The 20882-nt window shown below is 58.4% G+C and carries 14 protein-coding genes and 2 tRNA genes; 10 read left to right on the top strand and 6 right to left on the bottom strand.

Annotation, left to right across the window (positions count from 1 at the left end; genetic code table 11):
• The first annotated feature begins 18 nt into the window (after positions 1–18).
• The 4 genes from Z947_RS0113695 to Z947_RS0113680 all read left to right on the top strand — a co-directional run bounded on the left by Z947_RS0113695 (position 19) and on the right by Z947_RS0113680 (position 4372).
• On the top strand, positions 19–1053 hold the full coding sequence (locus Z947_RS0113695; RefSeq protein ID WP_025044858.1) for a cysteine synthase A: 1035 nt from the start codon (positions 19–21) through the stop codon (positions 1051–1053).
• Complete coding sequence (locus tag Z947_RS0113690; protein WP_025044857.1) at positions 1053–3485, top strand: DUF3772 domain-containing protein; 2433 nt, start codon at positions 1053–1055, stop codon at positions 3483–3485. The genes Z947_RS0113695 and Z947_RS0113690 overlap by 1 nt, the downstream gene beginning before the upstream one ends.
• Positions 3482–4201 (top strand): alanyl-tRNA editing protein, encoded by a 720-nt coding sequence (locus tag Z947_RS0113685; protein WP_025044856.1) that lies wholly within the window; start codon positions 3482–3484, stop codon positions 4199–4201. Before Z947_RS0113690 ends, Z947_RS0113685 begins: the two co-directional genes overlap by 4 nt.
• Positions 4202–4282: 81 nt before the next feature.
• A tRNA-Ser gene (locus Z947_RS0113680) sits at positions 4283–4372 on the top strand.
• Between the two features lie 140 nt (positions 4373–4512).
• On the opposite strand, the gene Z947_RS0113675 is transcribed toward Z947_RS0113680, so the two are convergent.
• From Z947_RS0113675 to speB, 4 genes are all read right to left on the bottom strand, one after another.
• Positions 4513–4586 (bottom strand) — tRNA-Gly (locus Z947_RS0113675).
• A 37-nt stretch (positions 4587–4623) separates the two neighbouring features.
• A complete protein-coding gene (locus tag Z947_RS0113670) occupies positions 4624–5472 on the bottom strand; it encodes a class I SAM-dependent methyltransferase (RefSeq protein ID WP_025044855.1) in 849 nt (282 codons plus the stop codon).
• The gene (locus tag Z947_RS0113665; RefSeq protein WP_025044854.1) at positions 5469–7511 is read right to left on the bottom strand and encodes an ASKHA domain-containing protein; all 2043 of its coding nucleotides are present in this window, start codon (positions 7509–7511) and stop codon (positions 5469–5471) included. The genes Z947_RS0113670 and Z947_RS0113665 overlap by 4 nt, the downstream gene beginning before the upstream one ends.
• 227 nt (positions 7512–7738) lie before the next feature.
• A complete protein-coding gene (gene speB / locus Z947_RS0113660) occupies positions 7739–8698 on the bottom strand; it encodes an agmatinase (RefSeq protein WP_025044853.1) in 960 nt (319 codons plus the stop codon).
• A gap of 134 nt (positions 8699–8832) precedes the next feature.
• Between speB and guaB the strand changes: the two genes are divergently transcribed.
• The 3 genes from guaB (at position 8833) to Z947_RS0113645 (ending at position 13905) form a co-directional block, all read left to right on the top strand.
• Entirely contained in the window at positions 8833–10281 is a 1449-nt protein-coding gene (guaB, locus tag Z947_RS0113655) for an IMP dehydrogenase (RefSeq protein ID WP_025044852.1), read from the top strand.
• Between the two features lie 50 nt (positions 10282–10331).
• Entirely contained in the window at positions 10332–11492 is a 1161-nt protein-coding gene (locus tag Z947_RS0113650; RefSeq protein ID WP_025044851.1) for an RsmB/NOP family class I SAM-dependent RNA methyltransferase, read from the top strand.
• A 232-nt stretch (positions 11493–11724) separates the two neighbouring features.
• Positions 11725–13905, top strand: coding sequence for a hybrid sensor histidine kinase/response regulator (locus Z947_RS0113645; protein WP_081781212.1), 2181 nt, complete (start codon positions 11725–11727; stop codon positions 13903–13905).
• Position 13906: 1 nt separating this feature from the next.
• Here the strand turns inward: Z947_RS0113645 and Z947_RS0113640 are convergent, their stop codons facing one another.
• Entirely contained in the window at positions 13907–14500 is a 594-nt protein-coding gene (locus Z947_RS0113640) for a hypothetical protein (protein WP_025044849.1), read from the bottom strand.
• A 202-nt stretch (positions 14501–14702) separates the two neighbouring features.
• Between Z947_RS0113640 and recA the strand changes: the two genes are divergently transcribed.
• The 3 genes from recA to Z947_RS0113625 all read left to right on the top strand — a co-directional run bounded on the left by recA (position 14703) and on the right by Z947_RS0113625 (position 18891).
• Positions 14703–15773 (top strand): recombinase RecA, encoded by a 1071-nt coding sequence (recA, locus tag Z947_RS0113635; RefSeq protein WP_025044848.1) that lies wholly within the window; start codon positions 14703–14705, stop codon positions 15771–15773.
• 165 nt (positions 15774–15938) lie between these two features.
• Positions 15939–18599, top strand: a complete 2661-nt coding sequence (gene alaS, locus Z947_RS0113630; protein WP_025044847.1) for an alanine--tRNA ligase — start codon at positions 15939–15941, stop codon at positions 18597–18599.
• A 4-nt stretch (positions 18600–18603) separates the two neighbouring features.
• Positions 18604–18891 (top strand): DUF1330 domain-containing protein, encoded by a 288-nt coding sequence (locus Z947_RS0113625; RefSeq protein WP_025044846.1) that lies wholly within the window; start codon positions 18604–18606, stop codon positions 18889–18891.
• 151 nt (positions 18892–19042) lie between these two features.
• On the opposite strand, the gene typA is transcribed toward Z947_RS0113625, so the two are convergent.
• Positions 19043–20860, bottom strand: coding sequence for a translational GTPase TypA (gene typA, locus Z947_RS0113620; protein WP_025044845.1), 1818 nt, complete (start codon positions 20858–20860; stop codon positions 19043–19045).
• Positions 20861–20882 lie beyond the last annotated feature (22 nt).

Here is a 20882-nt window from a genome sequence, read left to right as displayed (position 1 = left end):
TAACTTTTGGGGGCTTCCATGCACGTCGCATCTGATCTGGCCAAGGCCGTAGGCAAAACACCACTCATCAAGCTGCGCGGCCCGTCTGCCGCCACGGGGTGCGAGATCCTCGGCAAGGCCGAGTTTATGAACCCCGGCCAGTCGGTCAAGGATCGCGCGGCCCTGTTCATCATTCAGGATGCGATTGCCAAAGGCACGCTGAAGCCAGGCGGCACCATTGTCGAGGGCACTGCAGGCAATACCGGAATCGGTCTGGCGCTGGTCGGATCGTCGATGGGATTCAAAACCGTCATCGTGATTCCCGAAACGCAATCGGAAGAAAAGAAAGACATGCTGCGGCTGGCAGGCGCGGAACTGGTGCAAGTACCGGCAGCCCCTTACCGCAATCCCAACAATTTTATCCGCTACTCCGAACGGCTGGCAAACGCCTTGGCGCGCACCACCAACGAAGGGGTCATCTGGGCCAACCAGTTCGATAACGTCGCCAACCGTCAGGCGCATATCGAAACCACAGGCCCCGAAATCTGGGAACAGACCGACGGCAAGGTAGACGGCTTTTGTTGCGCTGTCGGGTCGGGCGGCACGCTGGCGGGGATCTCGCATGTGCTTCAGCCCAAGGGCGTCAAGATTGCGCTGGCAGACCCTGATGGTGCCGCGCTGCACAATTATTACACCACCGGAGAGCTGACGGCTGAGGGCGGTTCGATTGCCGAAGGCATCGGGCAGGTGCGGATTACCAAGAACCTTGAAGGGTTCAAACCGGATTTCAGCTATAACATTTCCGACGCGGAGGCGCTGCCGGTGGTGTTCGACCTGTTGCAGGACGAGGGGCTTTGTCTGGGGGCGTCTTCCGGTGTGAACGTGGCGGGAGCCATGCGTCTGGCACGGGAACTGGGGCCAGGGCATACAATTGTGACGGTGCTGTGTGATTTTGGCACGCGTTATCAGTCCAAACTGTTCAATCCGGCCTTCCTGCGTGAAAAGGGACTGCCGGTGCCAAGCTGGCTTGACCGCGAACCGGTTGTGCTGCCTGAGGTTTTTGAAGACCTGTGATGCAACGCACCCTGTCACGCATCGGGCTGTCCTTGGCCTTGGTGTTTGCCTTGGCCTTTGCTGCTGTCGGGCAAAGTGCCGGCCCGTCGGAGGTTACCCGTTGGAGCGTGGCCGCAGATGCCGCAGAGCAGGCACTGGATTCCGAAAACAGCACGGACAACCGGTTGGAAGCGTTGCGCGCCGAAATGGTGGCGTTTCGTACCGGTTTTCGAGAGGCCACAGGGCAGAACAGCAGCCGCATTGCGACCCTGCGTGAACAACTGGCGGCCCTTGGACCGGAACCCGAAGGCGAGGGCGCAACGCCCGAAGCCCCGGATGTTGCCGCAGCCCGCGAGGAACTGAAGGCGCAGTTGCAGGAACTGCTGGTACCGGTGCAGCGCGCCGAGGCCGAATTTGTCCGTGCGGACGCGATCATCAGCCAGATTGACCAGGCGTTGCGTGACCGGCAGGCCGAGCAACTGCTCGAAACAACGCCATCGCCGCTTTATCCCATCTACTGGCAGCCAGCCCTGCTGGACATGAAAAACGCGCTTGCAGGTCTTTGGAACGAAGCGCCGGAGACCGGTGGCCCTTCGGGTGACCTGCGCCAGACCTTGCCGGTCACCCTGTCATTGACCGCTTTGGGCCTGGTGCTGATTTTTCGCGGGCGGAACTGGTCGCAGATGATCGTCAGGCGCCTGCATAATCTGGGCGGACGCGGCTTTGGCATCTGGCGGTTTCTGGTATCGCTGTTGCGGATTTTCCTGCCGTTTGCGGGATTGAACCTGCTGGCTCTGGCCGCGATTTCAACGGGGTTTTTCGGGCCGCGGCTGGACGAGATGTTCATGTTGTTCGCCTTCCTTGGCGGCATGATGCTAGGCGTGCGCTGGGTTTCGGAACGGGTGTTTGCGCGCGACGACGACGAAGCGCTGATCCCCCTGAGCGAACAAGACCGGCGGATTGGCCGGTTCCATGTGTCCATCATCACCGCGTTGATCGTGGTTGCCGCACTGGTTGCGGAAATTCTGGATGCGGGCGACCCTTCACCGGCTTCGAAATCGGTGTTGTTGTTCCCGATCACCGTGCTGGCGGCCGTGTCGCTTTATTTCATCGGCAAGCTGTTGGGCAAGGTAAGCGACCCTGAACAGGACGACACCGTCGCCGCAGAATTGCGTGCCTCGACAATGGCGCGGGTGATGCGCTTTTTGGGCAAGGGGGCGATACTGGTCGCGATCGTGACGCCTGTCCTCGCGGCCATCGGCTATCTGCGTGCAGCCGACGCGCTGCTGCCGCCGTATTTTATGACCCTGACCTTGCTGGGGCTGGTCATGGCGCTGCAACGCTTTGCAGCTGATGTTTATGGCGCGGTGACAGGGCAGGGGATTCAGGCGCGCGATACGTTATTGCCGGTCCTTTTCGGGTTTATCCTGTTGGTGCTGGTCATGCCGCTGCTGGCCCTGGTTTGGGGTGTTCGGGTCACCGACCTGACCGAGCTTTGGGCCGTGTTCCTGCGGGGTTTCGCGGTCGGAGACAGCCAGATCTCGCCGACGGATTTCATCGCTTTTGCCGCGATATTTGCCGTGGGCTATGTGCTGACGCGGTTGGTGCAGTCGGCGCTGAAAAGCAATGTTCTGCCCAAAACCCGCATTGATGCGGGCGGGCAGAATGCCATTGTGTCGGGCTTGGGGTATGTCGGTATTTTTCTGGCAACCCTTGCGGCGATCACCGGCGCGGGCATTGACCTTAGCTCGCTTGCCATTGTGGCGGGGGCCTTGTCGGTTGGTATCGGTTTCGGTCTGCAAAACATCGTCAGCAACTTTGTGTCCGGCATCATTTTGCTGATCGAGCGCCCGATTTCCGAAGGCGACTGGATCGAGGTCGGTGACCAGATGGGATATGTGCGCGGCATTTCGGTGCGCTCGACCCGGATCGAAACCTTTGACAAGACCGACGTGATCGTGCCCAACGCCGATCTGATCAGCGGCACGGTCACCAATTATACCCGCGGCAATACCGTGGGGCGCGTGATTATACCGGTGGGCGTGGCCTATGGCAGCGATACCCGACAGGTCGAAACCATCCTGCGCGAGATTGCCGAGGCGCATCCAATGGTATTGCTGACCCCGCCCCCCTCCATCTTTCTGTTGAATTTTGGCGCGGATGCCTTGGAGTTCGAAGTGCGCTGCGTGTTGCGCGATGTGAATTTCATGATGAACGTCAAGAATGACATCAACCATGAAATCGTCGCCAAGTTTGCGCAAGCGGGCATCGAAATTCCCTTTGCACAGCGCGATGTCTGGCTGCGCAATCCCGAATCTTTGCGAAGCCACGTCGCAGCGCCGTCAGCGGGGGCGCCGCACAGCGGCACAACAGAAGAACCCGAGACATCAGAGGCGACAGACCCCGAACCGGCACCACCGGATGCGGATGCACCGGAAGGAGAACAAACATGACGCGCATGTTGTATCGCGAAGACGCCTACCGGCGTGACGCGCCGGCTGTGGTTCAACAGATCACGCCCGAGGGCGGGATCGTGCTGGATCAATCGCTGTTCTACCCCACCGGTGGCGGACAACCGGGGGATTCCGGTTGGATCAGCTGGGATGGCCAACGTCTGCCCATCGCCACAACGGTCAAGGGCGAGGGCGGCGCAATTGTGCTGGTCCCTGCCGAGGCATCCGCATTGCCGCCGCAGGGGGCCCATGTGGTGCATGAACTGGATTGGGACCGACGCCATAAACACATGCGCGTGCACACAGCGCTGCATCTGTTGTCGGTGTCGATGCCGTTTGCCGTGACCGGTGGTCAGGTTTCCGCAACCCACGGGCGACTGGATTTCGACATGCCTGATGCGCCCCATGATCGTGACGGAATCCAAGACGAGCTGAACGAATTTGTTGATCTGGACCTGCGGGTCAGCGAGGGCTGGATGACGCAGGCGGACCTTGCCGCCAATCCGCATCTGGTCAAAACCATGGCCGTGCGCCCGCCCAAGGGCGCGGATGACGTGCGGCTGATCCGTATCGGTGAAGACAACGGCTGGATTGACCTGCAACCCTGCGGCGGCACCCATGTGGCGCGGACCGGTGAAATCGGCGCATTGCGTCTGGGCAAGATTGAAAACAAGGGCCGAATGAACCGTCGCGTCTATCTTCATCTGGACAGTTGAAACTTACTGACAGGGAATGCGGCTAAGTGTGCGTTTTCGCTCTTGCAAAGGGGGGCGCGGTCATACTAAACCCCGCGCAATGGATCGGTGGCCGAGTGGTCGAAGGCGCACGCCTGGAAAGTGTGTAGGCGAGAGATCGTCTCCAGGGTTCGAATCCCTGTCGATCCGCCATTACCCCCTTTAGATGTGTTTCGCATTTGCACGCCGTGATGTGTTGCGTGACGTTGCATGGCAACGCCTGCGTCACCAAGGTCGCGCCATCAACGAAATGCGATTTTTATCGAGATACCGCCAGCTTATCAGGGTGTGTTTGGAGCGGGTAACGAGAATCGAACTCGTAACTAAAGCTTGGGAAGCTGCCGTGATACCTTTTCACCATACCCGCCACTCGGACCCTGAGATAGGGCGCAGGCAAAGGCACGTCAAGCGGGTTTGCGCGCGGTAAAGAAATTGATGCGGGCGGGAATGCGAATGCCATCAGGGGTTTGCAACGGGGCCAATGCCTCTGTCAAAGCATGTACAAGACGGGCGCGGCCGGCGGGGTCGACCTCGAAATGCGAGAGGGCACGTTCTGCGGGTCCGATTTCGCACATCAGCGCGGCAACCGAGGCCGCGTCGCCCGAAGGCGTGAGGGCCAAAGTGACCTCTTGAGGTTCGATATCGGCCAGTCCGGCAGCGGAAAGAAGGGATGCCACGCGGTTAGGGTCGCGGAACGCAAAAGGGCCGGGGCCGTCGGGGTCCGTTTTGGGCACGGCACCGATAACGTCTTTCGCGACTTTGGCAGGCAGGGTGAAATACGGGTTTTCCGGGATCGCCCCCCAAGTTGCAAACACCATCCGCCCGTCGGGGCGCAACGCTTTGGTCATATTGGCAAAAGCCGCGGTCGAATCCTCGAAAAACATCACCCCGAACCGTGAAATCAGACAATCGAAACCCGCGGGTTCAAACGCGTGGGTTTGCGCATCCGCATGCAGAAAACCGACATTGCCAAATGTCTTTGCGCGCGCGCGTGCCACATCCAGCAAGGTTGCAGAGATGTCCGCACCAAGCACGGTGCCTGTGGGCCCGACCTGATGCATCGCCTGCAATGTGCTGGTGCCCGCCCCGCAGCCGATGTCGATCACATCTTCACCGGCACGCAGATTTGCGCGTTGCAACAATTGGGCCAACACAGGGGCCAGTTGATCATCCATCGCGGCCATCTGCGCGACCCACGTGGGGCCGGTCTGATCCGTCCAAAACGTTTGCTGGTCTGCGTTGTCGCCGTTCATGTGCGTTTCCTTCTGCGTCGCCCGCCGCCTTCGCCGTTGTCACTGCCGGTGTTGAAGGTTTCGCTGGGCAGGGTGACGATAGAGTTCAGGATCGGGAACGGCTCGACCGCATTGGGGATCGCCGAGGCATTCACGAAATGCTCCTGAAAACGCGGCTCGATTGCGGTTTCGATCTTGTGGATGTCGCGCACGGTTTGCTCGATCTCCACGCGCGCTTGCGTGTTCAGCAAAGCAATCCGCGCGCCCGTGCCAGCGGCATTGCCCGCCGACGTCACCTTGTCCAGCGGGCAGTCGGGGATCATGCCCAGCACCATCGCGTGTTTGGTGCTGATATGCGCCCCGAAGGCGCCGGCCAGTACCACGCGGTCCACTTTGTCGACGCCGAATTTGTCCATCAACAGACGTGCACCGGAATAAAGCGCCGCCTTGGCCATCTGGATTTCGCGAATGTCGCGGTTGGTCACGGTGATTTTGGGGCCGCCTTGGGCCGTGCCGTCATAGACCAGATAGGAATTGGTGCGCCCGTCGGCAAAGACGTGCTGCGATCCCGTTTGCGCGGCTGTACCGATCAGGCCGGGGGCATCGACGACGCCGTGAATGCGCATTTCAGCCACCATTTCGATGATGCCCGATCCACAGATTCCCGTGACACCCGTGGTGGCGATTGCGGCCTCGAAGTCGGGATCATCGGACCACAGATCGCTGCCGATCACCTTGAAACGCGGGACCTTGGTCACCGGATCAATCTCGACCCGTTCAATGGCACCCGGGGCAGCACGCTGGCCTGAACTGATCTGCGCACCTTCAAAGGCAGGTCCGGTGGGCGAGGAACAGGCCAACACCTTTTCCTTATTCCCCAGCAAGATTTCGGCATTGGTGCCCACGTCCACGATCAAAACAAGGTCGTCGGATTTATCCGGCGCCTCGGACAGGGCCACCGCAGCGGCGTCCGCCCCCACATGGCCCGCGATGCACGGCAGCAGGTAGACATGTGCTGACGGGTGGATGTTCAGCCCCAGATCAGATGCGCGCAGCCGTACTTCGTCCGAGGTGGCCAGCGCAAAAGGGGCCTGTCCCAGCTCGAACGGATCAATCCCTAAAAACAAGTGGTGCATCACCGGATTGCAGACAAACACCACGTCAACGATCAATTGCTTGTCGATCTCTGCTTCTGACGCGACCTGACTGAACAGGCCGTTCATCCCTTCGCGGACAGCGGTGGTCATTTCGTCGGCCCCGCTGTCATTCATCATGGAATAGCTGACACGGCTCATCAGGTCTTCACCAAAACGGATCTGCGGGTTCATCACGCCGGAAGATGCCACAACTTCGCCGGTCGCCAGATCGCAAAGATGCGCGGCGATGGTGGTAGACCCCAGATCGACAGCAAGACCGTATACCGTGCCCTCGTAATAGCCGGGCCAGATCTGCATGATCCGGTTGGGATTTTCATCATCGCCCGAATGCAGCGCAACCGTTATTTTCCAGCCGCCCTTGCGCAGGATGGGCTGCATCTTTTGCAGTATGTGCAAATCAACCGTGACGTTGTCGATCTCCCATTGATCCTTCAATGCCATTCGCAACCGTTCCAGATCACCGGAGGGGTCGTGCATGTCAGGCTCGGCTACCTCGACGTAATAGAGTTTGGTTGAAGGGTTCAGCACGATATCGCGCGCCTCTGCCCGTTTGCGCACCACCTGCTTGTGGACCTGACTTTCCGGCGGCACATCAATCACAATGTCGCCCTGAACCGTCGCCTGACAGCCCAGACGGCGCCCTGAAATCAATCCACGCTTGTCCTGATAGCGCTGCTCGACGGCATTCCAATCTGACAATGCATTATCCTGCACGGTAACCCCGTGTTTGGAAAACTCTCCGTAGCTCGGTGTGATTTGGCATTTCGAACAAATGCCGCGTCCGCCACAAACTGAATCCAGATCAACGCCCAATTGGCGCGCAGCTGTCAGGATCGGCGTGCCGGCCGGAAAATGCCCCCGCTTGCCGGAAGGGGTAAAGATAACAAGTGGATCACTGCTCATAGCCAAATTCCCGAGAGGTCTTTTACGCCAACATAGAGCAGGCTCCAAAAGGTGAAAGCCATACAGCGGCAAATAACGCGACAAGCGCGTCACTCCAGCGTGACATGTCAGCGTGTTCTGCTCTTTTTGGCCTTAAATGCTGCGGGGAATCGATCTTTGATCGATGGGGCAGAGCCCCTTTTTAAAATCTCGCAGCTCTGCTGCTCTAGTTACGCGTTGTCCACGCATTACAACTGACTACGCGCATGAAAAATGAACCCCAAGAAGTTCAACAAAACCTGTGCCGCCAAAATGGAGGTTGAACCGCTTGGATCATAATCCGGTGCCACTTCGACCAGATCAATCCCGACAATCTCGTGACGTTCCGCTGCGGCCTGTAAAAGTTCAACCACCTCGTAATACAGAAAACCCCCATGTGACGGCGTGCCGGTGCCTGGCGCGATGGAGGGGCAAAAGGCGTCAATATCAATCGTTACATAAAGCCGCGCACCAATGGGCACATGGGCCAACACCCCGCGTATCCCCATTTCGCGAGACTGGCGCACAGAGATGATATCCGATCCCATGGCGCGGGCATCCTCATACCCCTCTTTGGCGGTGGAGCTGACGTTTCGAATGCCCACCTGCGTCAACCCCGTGACATACTCCCGCTCTGCCGCGCGCCGCATCGGGTTGCCGTGACCGTGGCGCACCCCGTGGCGGACATCGACAAAATCCAGATGGGCGTCGATTTGCAGAATATGGATGTCACCTTGGCCGTCAAAGGCACGGATGCAGGGAATGTTGATCGAATGATCACCGCCAATGACCACGGGCAGGGCACCTGCGTCGAGTATGGCGCGCACGCCGGTTTCGATATTGGCGTGGCTGGCTTCGGTATCGGTATGCACAATGTCGGCGTCACCAATGTCTACGATGTTCACGTCACCGGGCAGATAGGTGACGTCGTCTTCGTGATCATAGGCCCCTGCATGGCCAAAACTGAACAGGGTCGAGGCCTCGCGCACGCCGCGCGGACCGAAACGTGCACCGGCGCGAAACTGCGTGCCCGCGTCATAGGGCGCACCAAGGATTGCCACATCTGCATCCAGCGCCTTCCAATCCGGCTGATAGGGGCGTTTGCCAAAGGTTGAAATGCCCACAAACGGCAGGTTCAACCGCCCCGCGTCATATCCGTGATCTGCCATCTTATCCCCCTTTTTGCAGCAGCTTTTCGCAATCCTCTCATCAATACAAGTCTGCGGTTCAAATCGCCCTTTTCATCAGCTCCAGACCGTGAAATAGGAAATTGCCAAATGAAGCCATAAGCCAGAGGTGCAAAATGGAAATTCGTGAGGCCTTTACCTTTGATGATGTGTTGCTTGTGCCGGGGGCGTCTTCGGTGCTGCCTTCAACGGCGGATACGCGCACACATGTGACCAAATCCATCGCATTGAACATCCCGTTGCTAAGCTCGGCAATGGATACGGTGACCGAAGGCCGCATGGCGATTGCCATGGCGCAGGCCGGTGGCATGGGCGTTGTGCACCGTAACCTGACCATCGACGAACAGGCCCGTGAGGTGCGCCGCGTCAAACGTTTTGAAAGCGGTATCGTCTATAACCCGATCACTTTGACACCGGATCAGACGCTGGCCGACGCAAAAGCCCTGCAGGAGCGCTATAACGTTTCGGGCTTTCCGGTTGTGGATGAAAAAGGACGCGTCGTCGGCATCGTGACCAACCGAGACATGCGGTTTGCCTCTGATGATGCCACACCGGTCAAGCATATGATGACCAATGAAAATCTGGCGATTCTCATGGAACCTGCAGACCGGGGTGAAGCGCTGAGCCTGATGAAGGCGCGCCGCATCGAAAAGCTGTTGGTGACCGACGGCAAGGGCGTGTTGACCGGATTGCTGACGCTGAAAGACAGCGAACAGTCGGTGCTGAACCCGACGGCCTGCAAGGATGATCTGGGCCGGTTGCGTGTGGCTGCTGCGACCACGGTGGGGGATGCGGGTTTCGAACGCTCGCAGGCGCTGGTCGAAGCGGGCGTGGACATGATTGTTATCGATACGGCCCACGGCCATTCCGAAGGGGTCGCCCACGCGGTGACCCGCGCCAAGGCGCTGAGCAACGAGGTTCAGGTCGTGGCAGGGAACGTGGCCACAGGCGAAGCGACCCGTGCGTTGATCGACGCGGGCGCAGATGCGATCAAAGTGGGCATTGGTCCGGGGTCGATCTGTACGACGCGGATGGTCGCGGGTGTCGGTGTGCCTCAATTGACCGCGATCATGGATTGCGCCGCGGCTGCCGGTGAGATTCCGGTGATTGCAGATGGTGGCATCAAGTTCTCGGGCGATTTTGCCAAGGCAATTGCAGCGGGGGCGTCCTGCGCCATGGTCGGCTCGATGATTGCGGGCACGGATGAGTCCCCGGGCGAGGTGATCCTGTATCAGGGCCGCAGTTTCAAAAGCTACCGTGGCATGGGATCTTTGGGTGCGATGGCCCGCGGGTCGGCGGACCGTTACTTCCAGAAGGATGCGGCCAGTGACAAACTGGTGCCCGAAGGGATTGAAGGTCAGGTGCCCTATAAAGGCAGCGCCGGCGCTGTGGTGCATCAACTGGTCGGCGGCTTGCGTGCCGCCATGGGATATACGGGCTGTGCCACCGTTCCCGAGATGCGCAAAAACTGTAACTTTGTGCGGATCACCGGTGCCGGACTGAAGGAAAGCCACGTGCATGACGTTCAGATCACGCGCGAGTCGCCAAACTACCGTATCGGATAAACCTTTGTTAACCGTGTGTTGCGGTTGATTTTTAACGTATTGGATGAACTATGACGCCTGGTGCAAGGGTGGCTGCGGCCATCGAGGTTCTGCATGACATGTCCGACGGTCTGGCCGCCGAACAGGCCTTGACCCGTTGGGCCAGACGCAGCCGGTTTGCGGGCTCCAAAGACCGTGCCGCGATCCGCGATCACGTTTTTGACGTGCTGCGTTGTAAACGCACTGCGGCGCATTACGGTTCGGGTGGGACACCGCGCGCCCTGATGATCGGTATTTTGCGCCAGCAGGGTGCTGATCTGGACGCGCTGTTTTCGGCAGTTGGTCACGCCCCGCAGCCCATTACAGAGGCCGAGGCAAAGGTGCCGATGCCGCCAGAGGATGAGGCCACTTTGTGGAACTTGCCGGACTGGCTGATCCCGCTGTTCAAGGAGGCTTTGGGTGACGACGCCGACAAGACGGCGCTGGCGCTGCAAGAACGTGCGCCGGTATTTTTAAGGGTGAACATCGCGAAATCCGATCGCGCGGCTGCGATAAAGCACCTGGCTGGCGAAGGGATCACCGCAGAAGCAAACCCTTTGTGTGACACAGCGCTGACCGTCACGGAAGGCGCGCGCAAAATTCGCAACTCCACGGCTTACGTCGAGGGGCTGGTCGAGCTTCAGGATGGGGCGAGCCAGGCGGTGGTTGCTGCATTGCCCGCGGGTGCGAAAATTCTGGATTACTGTGCCGGTGGCGGTGGCAAAGCGCTTGCCGTTGCGGCGCAACCGGATCGCAGTGTGTATGCGCATGATATAGACCCCCGCCGGATGGCCGATTTAACCGGCAGGGCCGAACGGGCAGGGGCACAGGTGACGCAACTGACCACCGAGGCCCTGCAAGCTGCCGCACCTTTTGACGTGGTCTTATGTGACGCGCCTTGCTCGGGGTCCGGCGCATGGCGGCGTGCTGCCGAAGGGAAATGGACCCTGACCGCTGCGCGATTGGCCGAGTTGACTGTCATTCAGGATGGTATTCTGGACAGCGCAGCAGCGCTGTTACACGAGAACGGCACCCTCGCATATGCCACCTGTTCGGTATTGACTGCCGAAAACGAAGACCGCGTTGCGGCGTTTCTGGAGCGCCACCCGGGCTGGAGTTGTAACCTGCAACAAAGGTATGCGGTGGGACCCACGGGAGATGGCTTTTTTGCGGCACACTTGAGGCGCGATTGAAATCGTGTATGCTCAATTTTAACGTGCAAACGTAAATGCAGTTAAAGGCTGATTAACCCTTAATGCGCGTAATAGGGGACGATTCGTGCATTCCAAGGGGACATCCTTGTCCGATACGCAGACCCTACAGCCGGACAGACCAAAGGCATTGAACGCAGCTGCGCGTCAGGCCCGCTGGACCTTGGCGATCAGCCTTTTTCTGGCCGCACTTGCTTTTGTGGCCCCTTACCGGATGTTGTCGCTCGGCCTCGTGTCTTCTTCCGTGACGTTGGTGGTGTTCGGCGCGTGGAATTGGTGGTGCAAACGCCGCATCGCACGCAAACAGGCGTCTGACCTAACGGTAATCGAAGGGTTCATTCTGCGTGACGCGACCCCGAGTTTTGTCGCCAATGCGGACGGACAACTGCGCTCTGCCAATCCCGCGGCGCACCAGCACTACGAGATTGAGGGGCTCAATACACTAGCGGGCGTCCTGAAAACCTCTGTCGCCAACCCGGGCAGCATCCTGTTTCGGCTCCAATCCCGCGCGGTTGCCAGTGGGTCGGCGCAAGAAGATGTCTTTACCCGCGCGGGTCATCTGCGGCTTTGCGTGCACGTCGTGTCCGATGAAACCTACGTCTGGCGTGTTGATCAGGTGACGGAACGTGCCCCGCCAAAGGCCGCGCAGGAAGGTCAACATTTGCCGATGATCATGGTCGGACGCACGGATGCGGTGTTGTTCATGAATGACGCGGCACGCCAGTTTGTCGGCAGCAGGGTCAAGGGGTTGGACCGGTTGTTCAATGGGCTGCCTGTACAGTCCGGCGTATCGACGGATGTGATGACGTCTGACGGCCTCAAACGGGTGCTGGTCGCGGAAATGGCTGCCGGTGCAGGGCGTCGTGCGCTTTATCTTTTGCCCGCCCCCGAAGCTGCCGGCACAACACAAGCCTGGCAGGCCTTTGAAGATCTGCCTGTACCGCTGATCAAAGTGGCCCCCGATGGGAAGGTGCAATCGTTCAACCGTATGGCGGCCACTTTGGTTGGTGTGTCGTTGGAGGATGATGTGCATCTTTCCAACCTGATGGAAGGGCTGGGCCGTTCAATTGCGGATTGGATTAACGACACGCTGGCCCATCGCAAGGTGCAGAAATCCGAGTTTTTGCGGCTTAAACGGACGGATCGCGAAGTATTTGTACAGGTTGTCCTAAGCCATGTCGTGGAAGATGGGGAGCCTTCGCTGATTGCAGTACTGCATGATGCAACTGAACTGAAAACGCTCGAAGCGCAGTTTGTGCAGAGCCAGAAAATGCAGGCGATCGGCCAGTTGGCTGGCGGTGTTGCCCATGATTTCAATAACTTGCTGACTGCGATTTCGGGCCATTGCGATTTGTTGCTGTTGCGCCGTGATCAAAGTGATCCGGATTACGGTGATCTGATCCAGATCAACCAGAACGCCAATCGCGCGGCGTCTCTTGTGGGGCAGCTGCTGGCATTTTCACGCAAACAAACCCTGCGTCTTGAAACCATCGACATGCGCGACACTCTGGCGGATTTGACCCATTTGCTGAACCGGCTGGTGGGGGAGAAAGTGACCCTTACCCTGAGCCATGATCCGGTGCTTAAACCCGTACGCGCCGACAAGCGGCAACTTGAACAAGTGCTGATGAACCTCGTGGTTAACGCCCGCGATTCAATGCCGGCGGGGGGCGAAATCCGGATTACGACAGAATACCTGGAGCTAAAACAACCGCTTGAGCGTGATCGCGCGTCGGTCCCGCCGGGCCAATATGTGACGGTGCAGGTCAGCGACGATGGGACCGGCATCGCGCCGGACAAGCTGCAAAAGGTGTTCGAACCTTTCTATACAACTAAACGCACGGGCGAGGGGACGGGGCTGGGGCTTTCGACCGCGTATGGCATCATAAAACAAAGTAACGGCTATATTTTTGTCGATTCTATATTGGATCGCGGCACGACGTTCATTCTGTACCTCCCCGTTTATGAGACCCGCCCCGCCAAAGCGAAACTGTCGCCTCAACCCGTGATCGCCACGCCGCAGCAGAGTGAAGAGGGCGTTATTCTCCTTGTTGAAGATGAAGCCCCGGTGCGGGCCTTTGCCAGCCGTGCGCTAAGACTGCGCGGATATACGGTGCTTGAGGCTGACTCAGCCGAGGCGGCTTTGAAAACACTTGAGGATCAGTCGCTGAGCATAGATGTTTTTGTCACCGATGTGGTGATGCCTGGAATGGATGGCCCCAGCTGGGTGCGTGAAGCCTTGAAAATCCGGCCTGACGTGCGCGTCGTCTTTGTATCGGGCTATGCCGAAGACAGCTTTGGCGAAGAACAGACGCGCATCCCAAACTCCGTTTTCCTGCCCAAGCCGTTTTCGCTGAGCGATCTAACGGAAACAGTGCAAAGCCAGCTGCATTAGATCAGGATATCGACGCATAAAGATCAAATTCTTCGGCGCATTTCTTTTTGAACCGGCTGGCCACGTCATCGGATAGGGAAAGCGCTATCTTTGGCGATACATTCTCCTGTGCCAAGGTTAGTTCCACCTTAAGGCGGTCTTCTAGAAACGACTTGAGCTTTGGCTGATCTTCGTAGCGGAAGAAATGGGTCACGCCGGTGCCATTGGGTTGGGTTTTCATAAACTGGAACTGGCTGCCCACATCTGCAAAGCCCGGTTTGTTGCCTCTCATATAGGCCAGCACGAATTCATCAAAGCTGATGCCATGGGTACTGTTGGGTTTGCCTTCCATAAATGGGCGCTGCCGGTATCGATACCAGCTGCCCAACCACGAAACAGGTTCGCGCATCACTGCCAGCACCTCGAGTTCGACATCGCACACCCGTTCGAACATGGGCCGGATGAACCGGTTGTAGCGATAGACCGGCGCATGTTTCAGCATGGGCGGTTCGCTGATCACCATGTCCGCATGCGGTGCCAAAGCTGTTTCATACGCGGTTGTGCCGGTCTTGGGTACGGATAAAAATGCAAGGCGTTCTTTATAAAATACAAGCATTTAACAGCCCCGTTGGGAAAGAATTTGTTCTTATGGCTTATCGTAAAGGAGATATTAACCAAAGAGGGAAAAAGATAGGAGGCGAAGAATTATATTGAAATGTTCTTATTTTACCCCCATATGGAACATTAGCAGAACATAAGGTGGTGCAAGGTGAACGATTGCCGATGCCACGACACTATGACACTAAGGGAACAGGCACATGGCAACGGCAGATCTTTTGACAATGACAGATAAAAAAACAGCTGAAAAGCAAAAGGCACTCGACAGCGCGTTGGCGCAAATCGAGCGGCAGTTCGGCAAGGGTTCGATCATGAAACTGGGGTCCGAAGGGGCCATTCAGGACATCAAGGCAAGCTCGACCGGCTCATTGGGGCTGGACATTGCATTGGGCATTGGCGGTCTGCCGATGGGCCGCATCATCGAGATTTACGGGCCAGAATCCTCCGGTAAGACAACGCTGACGCTGCATTGCATCGCAGAACAGCAAAAGGCCGGCGGCGTTTGTGCCTTTGTGGACGCCGAGCACGCGCTGGATCCGCAATATGCCAGAAAGCTGGGCATTGATATTGACGAGCTACTCATCTCGCAGCCCGATACCGGTGAACAGGCGTTGGAAATCACCGATACGCTGGTGCGTTCGGGCGCAGTGAACATGGTTGTTGTCGATTCGGTCGCCGCCCTGACGCCCAAATCCGAACTTGAGGGTGATATGGGCGACAGCTCGGTCGGGGTGCAGGCGCGTCTGATGAGTCAGGCAATGCGTAAACTGACCGGTTCGATTTCGCGCTCCAATTGCATGGTGATCTTTATCAACCAGATCAGGATGAAGATCGGCGTTATGTTCGGTTCTCCCGAAACCACATCGGGCGGGAACGCGTTGAAATTTTATTCCTCCGTGCGATTGGACATCCGCCGCATCGGCGCGCTTAAGGATCGTGACGAGGTTGTCGGCAACGCCACACGGGTCAAGATCGTAAAGAACAAGGTGGCGGCCCCGTTCAAACAGGTCGAATTCGACATCATGTATGGCGAAGGCATCTCCAAAATGGGCGAATTGCTGGACCTTGGCGTCAAAGTGGGCGTCGTGGATAAATCCGGGTCGTGGTTCTCATACGGGGATGAGCGCATCGGGCAGGGGCGTGAAAATGCCAAGCAGTTCCTGAAAGACAACGAAGCGATGGCCCTGGACATCGAAGACAAGATTCGCGCCGCACACGGGCTGGATTTTGACGGGTCGGACAAGGACGATGGCGATATCCTTGAAGCGTGATTGCGCATGAGCTGTGATCCGCTTGACGGTCTGACCGACCAGCAGTGAAATAGGAAAAGGGGCATGCCGAACCGGCGCGCCCCTTTTCGCGTTGCGGGCTGTGGACACCCCTTGCACACAGGGCTATTTCTGGCAAACCGTAGTTCCCCCCGGAAGGCCAGCCACATGAAGACGTTGAACGATATCCGCTCCACTTTCCTGTCGTATTTCGACAAGAACGGCCACGCCGTGGTCCCCTCCAGCCCGCTGGTCCCACGCAATGATCCGACCTTGATGTTCACTGCGGCGGGTATGGTGCAGTTCAAGAACCTGTTCACCGGGGTCGAGACGCGCGATTACACCCGCGCGGCCTCTGCTCAGAAATGTGTGCGGGCAGGTGGCAAACACAACGATCTGGACAACGTCGGATACACAGCGCGCCACCATACATTTTTCGAAATGCTGGGGAATTTCAGCTTTGGCGATTACTTCAAATCCGAAGCGATCCCGTTGGCATGGGATTTGCTGACCAAAGGGTTCGGGATCGATGCAAGCAAGCTTTTGGTCACAGTCTATCACACCGATGACGAAGCGGTGGAAATCTGGAAAAAACACGCTGGGCTGAGCGACGACAGGATCATCCGCATCGCGACAGACGACAATTTCTGGTCCGCCGGACCCACCGGCCCCTGCGGCCCCTGTACCGAAATTTTCTATGATCACGGCGATCACATCTGGGGTGGCCCTCCCGGATCGCCCGAAGAAGACGGCGACCGGTTTGTCGAAATCTGGAACCTCGTTTTCATGCAGTACGAACAGCTGGAGGACGGCACGCGGCGCGATCTGCCGAACCAGTCCATTGATACCGGCATGGGGATCGAGCGGGTCGCGGCCCTGTTGCAAGGGACCAACGACAACTATGCCACGGACCTGATGCGCAGCCTGATCGAGGCATCGGCGGATGCCTCCAACACGGACCCTGACGGGCCCGGCAAGACCCATCACCGTGTGATTGCGGACCACTTGCGCTCGACGTCTTTTCTGATTGCCGATGGCGTTATGCCATCAAACGACGGGCGCGGTTATGTGCTGCGCCGCATCATGCGCCGCGCCATGCGCCATGCGCATTTGCTGGGGGTCCAAGACCCGCTGATGCACAAACTGGTGCCATCGCTGGTGGGTCAAATGGGGGCGGCATATCCTGAACTCGGACAAGCGCAATCGCTGATCACAGAGACGCTGCATCAGGAAGAAACCCGCTTTAAGCAGACGCTTGAGCGTGGTTTGCGCCTGCTTGAAGATGAGGTTGCCGGTCTGCCAGAAGGGGCCAACTTGCCAGGTCAGGCGGCGTTCAAGCTGTATGACACATTCGGTTTCCCGCTTGATCTGACACAGGATGCGCTGCGCGAAAAAGGGCTGGCTGTGGACACAGACGGTTTTGATGCGGCTATGGCTGAACAGAAAGCCAAAGCGCGCGCGGCATGGTCTGGCTCTGGCGAGGCGGCGGATGCGGCTGTGTGGTTTGACGTGGCCGACAAACATGGCGTGACCGATTTTCTTGGCTACGACACGGAAGCCGCCGAAGGGCAGATTGCTGCGGTGGTCAAGGACGGTGCATTGGCCGATGCCGCACAGACCGGCGAAAACGTTCAGATCGCGTTGAACCAAACCCCTTTCTACGCCGAATCCGGTGGACAGGTGGGCGACACGGGGACCATCCGCACGGACAGTGGCGTGATCACTGTGACCGATACGCGCAAAGCGGCGGATGTTTTTATCCATTTTGGCACCGTGTCCGAAGGGGAGATAAAGAAAGGGCAGGCGGCTGTTTTGACGGTGGATCATGCGCGCCGCACCGCGATTCGCGCCAACCACTCGGCCACGCACCTGTTGCACGAGGCCCTGCGCGGGGCGCTAGGCGATCATGTCGCGCAGCGCGGATCGTTGAATGCGGCAGACCGGCTGCGGTTTGATTTCAGCCACAACAAGGCGTTGAGCGTTGATGAGCTGCGTCAGGTTGAACGCGAGGTGAACGATTTTGTGCGCCAGAACACCGCGGTGGAAACCCGCATCATGACGCCGGATGACGCGCGGGCCTTGGGCGCGCAGGCGCTGTTTGGCGAAAAATATGGTGACGAGGTGCGTGTTGTGTCGATGGGCCGCGAAGAGGGTTCCGGCAAAGGCAGTGATAAAAGCACCTATTCACTGGAGCTTTGCGGCGGTACCCATGTGCGCCAAACGGGTGATATCGGTGCGTTTGTCCTGCTCGGTGACAGTGCCAGCAGCGCGGGTGTGCGCCGGATCGAGGCGCTGACCGGTGCCGAAGCGTTGACTTGGTTACGTGAACAGCAAACTGCTTTGGCTGGCATCGCTGAAGGGCTAAAAACCTCTCCCGCGGATGTACCGGACCGCGTCCGTGCCCTGATGGACGAGCGCAAAAGCCTGAGCAACGAAGTTGCGCAGCTGCGTCGTGAATTGGCGATGGCCGGTGGTGGCGGTGCTGCGGCCCCCGAAGCGGTTGACGTGAACGGGATCCAATTTTTGGCGCAGGTCTTGCAAGGGGTCACAGGCAAGGATTTGCCGGCGCTCGTCGATGAGTTCAAGGCGACGCTTGGTTCTGGCGCAGTCCTGTTGATTGCGGATACCGGTGGCAAAGCAGCAGTTGCTGGCGGCGTGACCAAGGACCTGACGGATAAGGTCTCGGCCGTTGATATGGTCAAGGCCGCAGTCGCGGAACTGGGCGGCAAAGGCGGCGGTGGCCGTCCCGATATGGCGCAGGGCGGCGGTGCCAGTGCCGATAACGCAGAGGCGGCGATCGCCGCGGCCACTGCCATTTTGAAAGGATAAAACCATGGGCGCACTTTGGATTGCACATGTCACGGTCACGGATGAAGAGGCGTACAAAAAATACGCTGCTGGCGCGACGGTGGCGATTGCCGAACACGGCGGCGAATTTATCGCGCGCGGTGGCCGTTTTGTTCAGCTTGAAGGCAAAGAACGGCCGCGCAACGTAGTCGCGCGCTTCCCGGACGTTGAAACTGCGGAAAAGTGTTACCATTCAGACGCTTATCAAGCGGCGCTAGAACACGCACGCGGCGCTTCTGAGCGCGAGTTGATGATCATCGAAACCTCCGAATAACAAAAAGCCCCGGAAATGATCCGGGGCTTTTTTTGATTTCAACCTGCAGCGCGGGGAATGATCGGGCACTACAACGGCTCCGAAACGCCCCTCTTTTTGGCCATAAATGCTGCGGAGGGTCCGGGAGGCAGAGCCTCCCGAAAATTCCGACTTAAGCTGATTTCGCCATGCGTTTGCGTTCATGCGGGTCCAGATAACGCTTGCGCAGACGGATTGCGTTCGGCGTCACTTCGACCAGTTCATCGTCGTCGATATAGGCAATCGCCTCTTCCAGCGAAAGGATCTTGGGGGTGGTCAACCGCACCGCTTCATCCGTACCGGAGGCACGCACGTTGGTCAGTTTCTTACCCTTCAGCGGGTTCACTTCCAGATCGTTTTCGCGGCTGTGCTCACCGATAATCATACCGGTATAGACGTCAGCTTGCGCACCGATCATCATCTTGCCGCGCTCTTCGAGGTTCCACAGAGCAAAGGCCACGGATGTGCCGTTCTCCATTGAAATCAACACGCCCGCGCGACGTCCCGGGATTGGGCCCTTGTGCGGTGCCCATGAATGGAACACGCGGTTGATGACGCCTGTCCCGCGCGTGTCGGTCAGGAATTCGCCGTGATACCCGATCAGACCCCGTGATGGCACATGGGCGATGATGCGGGTTTTGCCAGCACCGGCCGGTTTCATCTCGACCAGTTCACCTTTGCGCACGCCGGTGATTTTTTCGATCACCGCGCCGGAGTATTCATCATCCACGTCGATGGTGGCTTCCTCGATGGGCTCATGACGCACGCCGTCGATGTCCTGAAACAGCACCTGCGGACGCGAGATTGACAATTCGAACCCTTCACGGCGCATGTTTTCAATCAAAACACCCATTTGCAGTTCGCCGCGACCGGCAACTTCAAAGGCGTCACCACCGGGGGTGTCGCTGATTTTGATTGCCACGTTGGATTCGGCTTCCTTGTGCAGACGTTCGCGGATCACGCGGGACTGCACCTTTTTACCGTCACGACCGGCAAGCGGGGAATCGTTGATGCCAAAGGTCACTGTAATGGTCGGTGGGTCAATCGGCTGGGCCGGGATGGCTTCGTTCACCGATTGATCAGCCAAGGTATCGGCCACGGTTGCCTTGGTCATGCCCGCGATGGACACGATGTCACCGGCTTCGGCCATATCGATTGCCGTTTGTTCCAAACCGCGGAAAGCGAGGATCTTGGTGCAACGGAAGTTTTCGATCAGCGTGCCGTCACGCGACATTGCTTTGATCGTCTGGCCGGCTTTCAACGTGCCGGTTTCAACGCGACCGGTCAGGAGGCGGCCCAGAAACGGATCGCCGCCCAATGTGGTGGCCAGCATGGTGAATGGCTTGTCGGCCTCGGCAACCTGTGCCGGTGCGGGCACGTGATCCAGGATCAGTTGGAACAGATCGTCCAGCCCGTCACGCTTGCCGTCCAGTTCGTGATCGGCCCAGCCGGCACGGCCGGATGCGTACATGGTTGGAAAATCAAGCTGTTCGTCCGTGGCATCAAGGCTGGCGAACAGATCGAAACATTCATCCAATGCGCGATCGGGTTCGCCATCGGGCTTGTCGACCTTGTTGATCACAACGATGGGTTTCAGCCCCAGCTTGAGCGCCTTTGACGTCACGAACTTGGTCTGTGGCATCGGACCTTCTGCGGCGTCCACCAGCAGGACAACACCGTCGACCATCGACAGGATGCGTTCAACCTCACCACCAAAATCGGCGTGGCCGGGCGTGTCAACGATGTTGATACGTGTGCCTTTCCACTCGACAGATGTCGGCTTGGCGAAAATCGTGATGCCGCGTTCGCGCTCCAGATCGTTGCTGTCCATGGCGCGTTCGGTCGTCGCCTGGTTTTCACGATAGGTGCCGGATTGTTTCAACAGTTCATCAACCAGCGTTGTTTTGCCGTGGTCGACGTGAGCGATAATTGCGATGTTGCGCAGTTCCATGGGGTCAGCCTTGTTCAGGGAG

Source organism: Sulfitobacter geojensis (genome assembly GCF_000622325.1).
GTDB classification, from domain to species: Bacteria; Pseudomonadota; Alphaproteobacteria; order Rhodobacterales; family Rhodobacteraceae; genus Sulfitobacter; species Sulfitobacter geojensis.
Note: the sequence above shows the minus strand (reverse complement) of the source record. Positions and strands in the feature narration are given on the sequence as shown.

What these genes read in the sequence shown, in the direction of transcription:
- Z947_RS0113695 (WP_025044858.1), top strand. Translation starts at nt 19, where the DNA reads ATGCACGTCGCATCTGATCTGGCCAAGGCCGTAGGCAAAACACCACTC.
- Z947_RS0113690 (WP_025044857.1), top strand. Translation starts at nt 1,053, where the DNA reads ATGCAACGCACCCTGTCACGCATCGGGCTGTCCTTGGCCTTGGTGTTT.
- Z947_RS0113685 (WP_025044856.1), top strand. Translation starts at nt 3,482, where the DNA reads ATGACGCGCATGTTGTATCGCGAAGACGCCTACCGGCGTGACGCGCCG.
- Z947_RS0113670 (WP_025044855.1), bottom strand. Translation starts at nt 5,472, where the DNA reads ATGAACGGCGACAACGCAGACCAGCAAACGTTTTGGACGGATCAGACC.
- Z947_RS0113665 (WP_025044854.1), bottom strand. Translation starts at nt 7,511, where the DNA reads ATGAGCAGTGATCCACTTGTTATCTTTACCCCTTCCGGCAAGCGGGGG.
- speB (WP_025044853.1), bottom strand. Translation starts at nt 8,698, where the DNA reads ATGGCAGATCACGGATATGACGCGGGGCGGTTGAACCTGCCGTTTGTG.
- guaB (WP_025044852.1), top strand. Translation starts at nt 8,833, where the DNA reads ATGGAAATTCGTGAGGCCTTTACCTTTGATGATGTGTTGCTTGTGCCG.
- Z947_RS0113650 (WP_025044851.1), top strand. Translation starts at nt 10,332, where the DNA reads ATGACGCCTGGTGCAAGGGTGGCTGCGGCCATCGAGGTTCTGCATGAC.
- Z947_RS0113645 (WP_081781212.1), top strand. Translation starts at nt 11,725, where the DNA reads ATGTTGTCGCTCGGCCTCGTGTCTTCTTCCGTGACGTTGGTGGTGTTC.
- Z947_RS0113640 (WP_025044849.1), bottom strand. Translation starts at nt 14,500, where the DNA reads ATGCTTGTATTTTATAAAGAACGCCTTGCATTTTTATCCGTACCCAAG.
- recA (WP_025044848.1), top strand. Translation starts at nt 14,703, where the DNA reads ATGGCAACGGCAGATCTTTTGACAATGACAGATAAAAAAACAGCTGAA.
- alaS (WP_025044847.1), top strand. Translation starts at nt 15,939, where the DNA reads ATGAAGACGTTGAACGATATCCGCTCCACTTTCCTGTCGTATTTCGAC.
- Z947_RS0113625 (WP_025044846.1), top strand. Translation starts at nt 18,604, where the DNA reads ATGGGCGCACTTTGGATTGCACATGTCACGGTCACGGATGAAGAGGCG.
- typA (WP_025044845.1), bottom strand. Translation starts at nt 20,860, where the DNA reads ATGGAACTGCGCAACATCGCAATTATCGCTCACGTCGACCACGGCAAA.